7 protein-coding genes are annotated in these 6,416 nt (G+C 64.8%); all 7 read left to right on the top strand.

Annotated elements, in window-relative coordinates; genetic code table 11:
• A partial coding sequence (gene dnaK / locus Q0S16_RS10795) for a molecular chaperone DnaK (protein ID WP_295848032.1) occupies positions 1 to 1,734 on the top strand: 1,734 nt, incomplete at its 5' end.
• 167 nt (positions 1,735 to 1,901) lie between these two features.
• A complete protein-coding gene (gene dnaJ, locus Q0S16_RS10790) occupies positions 1,902 to 3,041 on the top strand; it encodes a molecular chaperone DnaJ (protein ID WP_295848030.1) in 1,140 nt (379 codons plus the stop codon).
• A 91-nt stretch (positions 3,042 to 3,132) separates the two neighbouring features.
• Positions 3,133 to 3,735, top strand: coding sequence for an rRNA adenine N-6-methyltransferase family protein (locus Q0S16_RS10785; RefSeq protein WP_295848029.1), 603 nt, complete (start codon positions 3,133 to 3,135; stop codon positions 3,733 to 3,735).
• Between the two features lie 180 nt (positions 3,736 to 3,915).
• Positions 3,916 to 4,494, top strand: coding sequence for an NAD(P)H-dependent oxidoreductase (locus Q0S16_RS10780; RefSeq protein ID WP_295848028.1), 579 nt, complete (start codon positions 3,916 to 3,918; stop codon positions 4,492 to 4,494).
• A gap of 6 nt (positions 4,495 to 4,500) precedes the next feature.
• Positions 4,501 to 5,208 (top strand): orotidine-5'-phosphate decarboxylase, encoded by a 708-nt coding sequence (gene pyrF, locus Q0S16_RS10775; RefSeq protein ID WP_295848026.1) that lies wholly within the window; start codon positions 4,501 to 4,503, stop codon positions 5,206 to 5,208.
• Positions 5,209 to 5,384: 176 nt separating this feature from the next.
• Positions 5,385 to 5,693: a DUF1330 domain-containing protein gene (locus Q0S16_RS10770; protein ID WP_295848024.1), complete on the top strand. Its 309-nt coding sequence runs from the start codon at positions 5,385 to 5,387 to the stop codon at positions 5,691 to 5,693.
• Positions 5,694 to 5,903: 210 nt separating this feature from the next.
• A partial coding sequence (dapB, locus tag Q0S16_RS10765) for a 4-hydroxy-tetrahydrodipicolinate reductase (protein ID WP_295848022.1) occupies positions 5,904 to 6,416 on the top strand: 513 nt, incomplete at its 3' end.

Below are 6,416 nucleotides of genomic sequence, written 5' to 3'. Positions count from 1 at the left end.
CGCCAGGCGGTGACCAATCCCGAGCGCACCTTCTTCGCGGTGAAGCGCCTCGTCGGCCGTCGCTATGACGATCCGATGGTGGAGAAGGACAAGAAGCTTGTCCCCTACAAGATCGTCAAGGGCTCCAATGGCGACGCCTGGGTCGAGGCTGACGCCAAGGCCTATTCGCCCTCGCAGGTCTCCGCCTTCATCCTGCAGAAGATGAAAGAAACCGCCGAAGCCCATCTCGGCGCCAAGGTCGACCAGGCCGTCATCACGGTGCCTGCCTACTTCAACGACGCCCAGCGCCAGGCCACCAAGGACGCCGGCAAGATCGCCGGCCTCGAAGTGCTGCGCATCATCAACGAACCGACCGCGGCTGCTTTGGCCTATGGCCTCGACAAGTCGAAGAGCGGCACCATCGCGGTGTACGATCTCGGCGGCGGCACCTTCGACGTCTCGATCCTCGAGATCGGCGACGGCGTGTTCGAAGTGAAGTCGACCAACGGCGATACGTTCTTGGGCGGTGAAGATTTCGACATGCGCCTCGTCAGCTACCTCGCCGACGAGTTCAAGAAGGAGCAGGGCATCGACCTGCGCAACGACAAGCTGGCTTTGCAGCGCCTGAAGGAAGCTGCTGAAAAGGCCAAGATCGAGCTGTCGTCGACCACCCAGACCGAAATCAACCTGCCGTTCATCACGGCGGATGCCTCCGGGCCGAAGCATCTGACGATGAAACTCACCCGTGCCAAGTTCGAGGCGCTGGTCGACGATCTGGTTCAGAAGACCATCGAGCCGTGCCGCAAGGCGCTGAAGGATGCCGGCCTCACCGCCGCTGAAATCGGCGAAGTGGTGCTGGTCGGCGGCATGATCCGCATGCCGAAGATTCAGGAAGTCGTGAAGCAGTTCTTCGGCAAGGAGCCCCACAAGGGCGTCAACCCTGATGAAGTCGTCGCGATGGGCGCCGCCATTCAGGCCGGCGTGCTGCAGGGCGACGTCAAGGACGTGCTGCTGCTCGACGTCACCCCGCTGTCGCTGGGCATCGAGACGCTGGGCGGCGTGTTCACCCGCATCATCGAGCGCAACACCACGATCCCGACCAAGAAGAGCCAGGTGTTCTCGACCGCCGAGGACAACCAGAACGCTGTTACCATCCGCGTCTTCCAGGGCGAACGCGAAATGGCGGCCGACAACAAGCCGCTCGGTCAGTTCGACCTGATGGGCATTCCGCCCTCGCCGCGTGGCATGCCGCAGATCGAGGTGACGTTCGACATCGACGCCAACGGCATCGTCAACGTGTCGGCCAAGGACAAGGCCACCAGCAAGGAGCAGCAGATCCGCATCCAGGCGTCCGGTGGTCTGTCGGAAGCCGACATCCAGAAGATGGTCAAGGACGCCGAGGCCAACGCCGCGGACGACAAGAAGCGTCGTGAAGCGGTCGATGCCAAGAACCATGGCGACGCCCTGGTTCACTCGACCGAGAAGGCCATCACCGAGCATGGCGACAAAGTCGGCGCGCCCGAGCGTCAGGCCATTGACGACGCGATGACCGACCTCAAGGAAGCGCTGAAGGGCGACGACGTCGAGGCGATCAAGACCAAGACCAACACGCTGGCGCAGGCTTCGATGAAGCTCGGCGAGGCGATGTACACCCAGCAGGCCGAGGCCGACGCGGCCAAGGACGCGGCGAAGGACGACGTGGTCGACGCCGAGTTCACGGAAGTCGACGACGACAAGCCGAAGAAGTCGGCCTGACAGCGAGAATGAGGATGGCCCCTGTCCTGAGCAGCGCGACGCGCGTCTCGGTCGATGGGGGCCATTTTTTATCAAGCTGAATGTCGTTAATCCACGGACGCATCGAAGCCGATGCCGTCCCTCGGAATGCTCCTCGCGATGAGGACCAAGTCAGACGGATCTCACCGATGTCCACCACCAAGCGCTGCTATTATGAATCGCTGGAAGTCGAGCGCACCACGGATGATGCGGGGCTGAAGAGCGCATTCCGCAAGCTGGCGATGAAGTGGCATCCGGACAAGAATCCCGGTGACGCCGCCGCCGAGGTCAAATTCAAGGAAATCGCCGAGGCCTATGAGGTGCTCAAGGACGGCGACAAGCGCGCCGCCTATGACCGCTATGGCCACGCCGCCTTCGAGCAGGGCAATGGCGCCGGTGCCGGCTTTGGCTCCGGCTTCGCCTCCTCGTTCTCCGATATCTTCGAGGACCTGTTCGGCACGGCCGGGCAGCGCGGCGGGCGCGCCGGTGGTGGTCGCGAACGCGGCGCCGATTTGCGCTACAACATGGAAATCACCCTCGAGGAAGCCTTCGCCGGCAAGACCGCCCAGATCGAGATCCCGGTCGCGGTGACCTGCGAATCCTGTTCCGGCACCGGCGCCAAGGCCGGCACCAAGCCGAAGACCTGTTCGACCTGCGGCGGTGCCGGCCGGGTCCGCCAGGCCCAGGGCTTCTTCACGCTGGAGCGAACCTGCCCGGCCTGTCAGGGCCGCGGCCAGATGATCGAGGATCCCTGCCCGGGCTGCGCCGGCGCCGGACGGGTCGAGCGCGAGCGCACACTGTCGGTCAATATTCCGCAGGGCGTCGAGGACGGTACCCGGATTCGTCTCGCCAATGAGGGCGAGGCCGGCGCGCGCGGTGGTCCGGCGGGCGATCTCTATATTTTCCTGTCGCTGGCGGCGCACGACTTCTTCCAGCGCGATGGTGCCGATTTGCATTGTCGGGTGCCGATCTCGATGGTGACGGCGGCTTTGGGCGGCGAATTCGAGGTGCCGACCATCGATCGCGGCCGCACCAAGGTCAAAGTGCCGTCCGGAACCCAGTCCGCGCGCCGCTTCCGCGTCGCCGGCAAGGGCATGCCGGTACTGCGCTCGCGCCAGACCGGTGACATGTATGTCCAGGTGGTCGTTGAAACGCCGCAGAACCTGACCAAGAAGCAGCAGGAGCTGCTGGCCGAATTTGACAAGCTGTCTTCCGGTGCGACGCAACCTGAGGCCGCCGGTTTCTTCACTAAGGTCAAGGACTTCTTCGGCACCCGTAGCGGTACTTAACGGGGGAAGCTTGACCGTTTCTATTGTGCCCTGTACGTCTTCATGACGAATTTCTGACGTCCCGCCGTACCGCGGTCTGCCTGGAAGCGACATGCCTCTGCAATCGTCCGCGCGTCCGTTAAAGAAACCGCTCCGTCTCGACGATGAGGTCCGGTTTCTTCGTTCCTGGATTGAAAAGCCACTGCGGATGGGCGCGGTGATGCCGTCGGGCAAGGTGCTTGCCCGCACCATGGCGCAATATGTCGATGTCCACGCCCATGGCCCGGTGATCGAGCTCGGACCCGGCACCGGCGCCATCACCAATGCGCTGATCGCTCACGGCGTCGATCCCAAGCGGCTGGTTCTGGTCGAATTCAACCCCACCTTCTGCGCGCTGCTGCGCGAGCGTTACCCGCAGGCGACCGTGGTGCAGGGCGATGCCTATGCGCTGCGCGACACGTTGTGGGAAGTGCTGAAAGAGCCGGCTGCTGCCGTGGTTTCCGGCCTGCCGCTGGTCACCAAGCCGATGCTGACCCGTCTGAAGCTGATCCGTGACGCCTTTGTCGCGATGACCCCCGGTGCCCCATTCGTGCAGTTCACCTATTCGGTGGCGCCGCCGATTCCGAAATCATTGCCGGGCGTCTCCACGGAGGCTTCCGAGCGGATCTGGATGAACCTTCCGCCCGCCCGCGTCTGGGTGTATCGCAAGGGCTAGTTGACCTCTTTGTTGAAGCAATGAGATCGTTTCCCGGACGCGGTGCGGCATTCTTTATGCCGCTCCGCGGATCCGGGATCCCGGTTCTTCTTCATACAACCGGGACCCCGGCTCTGCGGCGCACCCCGCCGCCAACAGGCGGCGCAGTGCACCGCGTCCGGGGAACGAAGAGCGCGACCCATGCCCACCCTGAAAATCCTCGTTATTCCCGGCTCGCGGCGCAGCGGCTCGCTCAATGCGAAGCTGGCCGCCGCCGCCATCGATGCGCTGGTGCGCGCCGAGGTCGACGTCACCCATATCTCGCTCGGCGACTTTCCGCTGCCGATCTATGACGGCGATCTCGAGAGTAGCGTCGGCGTGCCGAAACAGGCGGTCAACCTTAAGCGGATGATATCGGCGCATCATGGCGTGCTGGTCGTGACCCCGGAATACAACGCCTCGCTGCCGCCGCTGCTGAAGAACGCCATCGACTGGGTTTCGCGCGTGCAGGACAGCCATGAGAGCCGCGGCCAGGTGTTTCGCGAAACGCCGTTCGCGATCGCCGCGGCCTCGACCGGCCGGCTCGGCGGCACGCGCTGCTTGCAGGCGCTGCGGCTGGTGCTGTCGGCCTGTGGCGCTATCGTGGTTCCCAGCCAGCTGGCGCTATCCTTTGCCGACGACGCCTATGACGATATGGATCGGCTGAAACACCCGGCCGATAGCGAGGCGCTGCGGGCGATGGTGCGGCAGCTGGTCGATGTCGCGCAGCAGATGAAGTGAGATGAGATGACCCTGACGACCATGGAGCCCCGCGACCGGCTGATTGTCGGCCTCGATCTGCCGAGCGTCGAGCAAGCCGAAGCCATGATCGCGCGGCTCGGCGACAGCGTGACCTTCTACAAGATCGGCTACCAGCTGGCTTACGCCGGCGGCCTGCCGCTGATCCGCAAGCTCGCCGATGCCGGCAAGAAGGTGTTCGCCGACCTGAAGCTGCACGATATCGGCAACACGGTCGCCAGCGGCGTCGAAAGCGTCGCCAGGCTCGGCGCCACCTTCCTCACCGTCCACGCCTATCCGCAGACCATGAGCGCCGCCGTACAGGGCCGCGCCGGCTCCAGCCTGCAGATCCTCGCGGTGACGGTGCTGACGTCCTATGACGATGACGATCTCAAGGCGGCGGGCTATCAGCTCGGGGTGCGCGACCTCGTCGAGGTGCGCGCGCAGCAGGCGCGGGCCCTCGGCGTCGACGGCGTCGTCTGCTCGCCGGAGGAGGCGGCGCATCTGCGCGGCATCGTCGGACCGATGCGCCTGGTCACGCCGGGCGTGCGTCCGGCCGGCAGCGCGATCGGCGATCAGAAGCGCGTCATGACCCCAAGCGATGCGATCCGCGCCGGCGCCGACCATGTGGTGGTGGCGCGGCCGGTGATGCAGGCCGCGGATCCGAAGGCGGTGGCGGATGCGATCGTCGACGAGATAACGCAGGCGCTGGGCTAGGCGATCTTTAACTTGTCCCGGGCGCGGTGCAGCGTGCAACGCTGCTCCGCAGAACCGGGACCGTACCAAACGCCGTCGCCTGATACGGCCCCGGCTCTGCGAAGCAACACTTCGTGTTGCGTCGCGTCCGGGGCATGAGTCAGTATCGAATCAAGCAAAAATCAGGGAGCAAACCGATGGCCAAAGCCTACTGGATCGCGCGGATCGATGTACACAACATGGATGGCTATAAGGATTACGTCGCGCAGAACGGCGCGGTGTTCGCCGCGTTCGGCGCCAAATTCCTGGTGCGCGGTGGCCAGCACGAGGCCGCCGAGGGCACCGCGCGTTCGCGCAACGTGGTGCTGGAATTCAAGGACTACGCGACCGCGCAGGCTTGCTATCATTCGCCGGAATATCAGCGTCTGGTGGCGATGCGGGCGCCGCATTCCGACGGCGAGCTGGTAATCATCGAAGGCTATGACGGCGCGCAGCCTGGAGCCTAATCATGCGTGGCATCGTGTCCCGGGCGCGCTGCAGCGTGAAACGCCGCCGCGCAGAACCGGGACCGTCCCAAACGCCGGCGCTTGGCGCGGCCCCGGCTCCGCGAAGCAATACTTTGTATTGCATCGCGGAGCCGGGGCAAGCAGGCCCATATCGGTTGCCGCACGGCGCCGGCGCCGCTATATCGCCCTGACAACCTGGAAAGGTGTGACATGACCGACATGCGATTGATCGTGGCAGGCGCCGGTGGACGGATGGGGCGGGCGCTGGTCCGCGCCATTTCCGAGACCGCGGGCGCGGTGGTCGTCGGCGCGCTGGAAGCGCCGGGCTCGGAACTGCTCGGCAAGGATGCCGGCACGCTGGCCGGTATTGCCGAGATCGGCGTCAAGCTGTCGGCCGATCTGTGGACGATGTCGAAGGACGCCGACGGCATTCTCGATTTCACCGTGCCCGGCGCCACCATCGCCAATGTCGCCATCGCCGCGCAGCGCGGCATCGTCCATGTGATCGGCACCACCGGCCTGTCGGCGTCGGACGACGCGGTGATCAAGAGCGTCACCAAGCAGGCGATCGTGGTGCAGGCCGGCAATATGAGCCTCGGCGTCAATCTGCTGGCGGCGCTGGTGAAGCGCGTGGCGCAATCGCTCGATGCGGGTTTCGACATCGAGATTCTCGAAATGCATCATCGCGCCAAGATCGATGCGCCGTCCGGCACCGCCTTCATG

It is taken from the genome of Tardiphaga sp., from assembly GCF_025356345.1.
Lineage (GTDB): Bacteria > Pseudomonadota > Alphaproteobacteria > Rhizobiales > Xanthobacteraceae > Tardiphaga.
The sequence above is the reverse complement of the archived record's forward strand: the minus strand, read 5'-3'. Positions and strand labels throughout refer to the sequence as shown.

Bases quoted from the DNA above. Each gene is read 5' to 3' on its own strand.
- dnaJ (WP_295848030.1), top strand. From the start codon at position 1,902: ATGTCCACCACCAAGCGCTGCTATTATGAATCGCTGGAAGTCGAGCGC.
- Q0S16_RS10785 (WP_295848029.1), top strand. From the start codon at position 3,133: ATGCCTCTGCAATCGTCCGCGCGTCCGTTAAAGAAACCGCTCCGTCTC.
- Q0S16_RS10780 (WP_295848028.1), top strand. From the start codon at position 3,916: ATGCCCACCCTGAAAATCCTCGTTATTCCCGGCTCGCGGCGCAGCGGC.
- pyrF (WP_295848026.1), top strand. From the start codon at position 4,501: ATGACCCTGACGACCATGGAGCCCCGCGACCGGCTGATTGTCGGCCTC.
- Q0S16_RS10770 (WP_295848024.1), top strand. From the start codon at position 5,385: ATGGCCAAAGCCTACTGGATCGCGCGGATCGATGTACACAACATGGAT.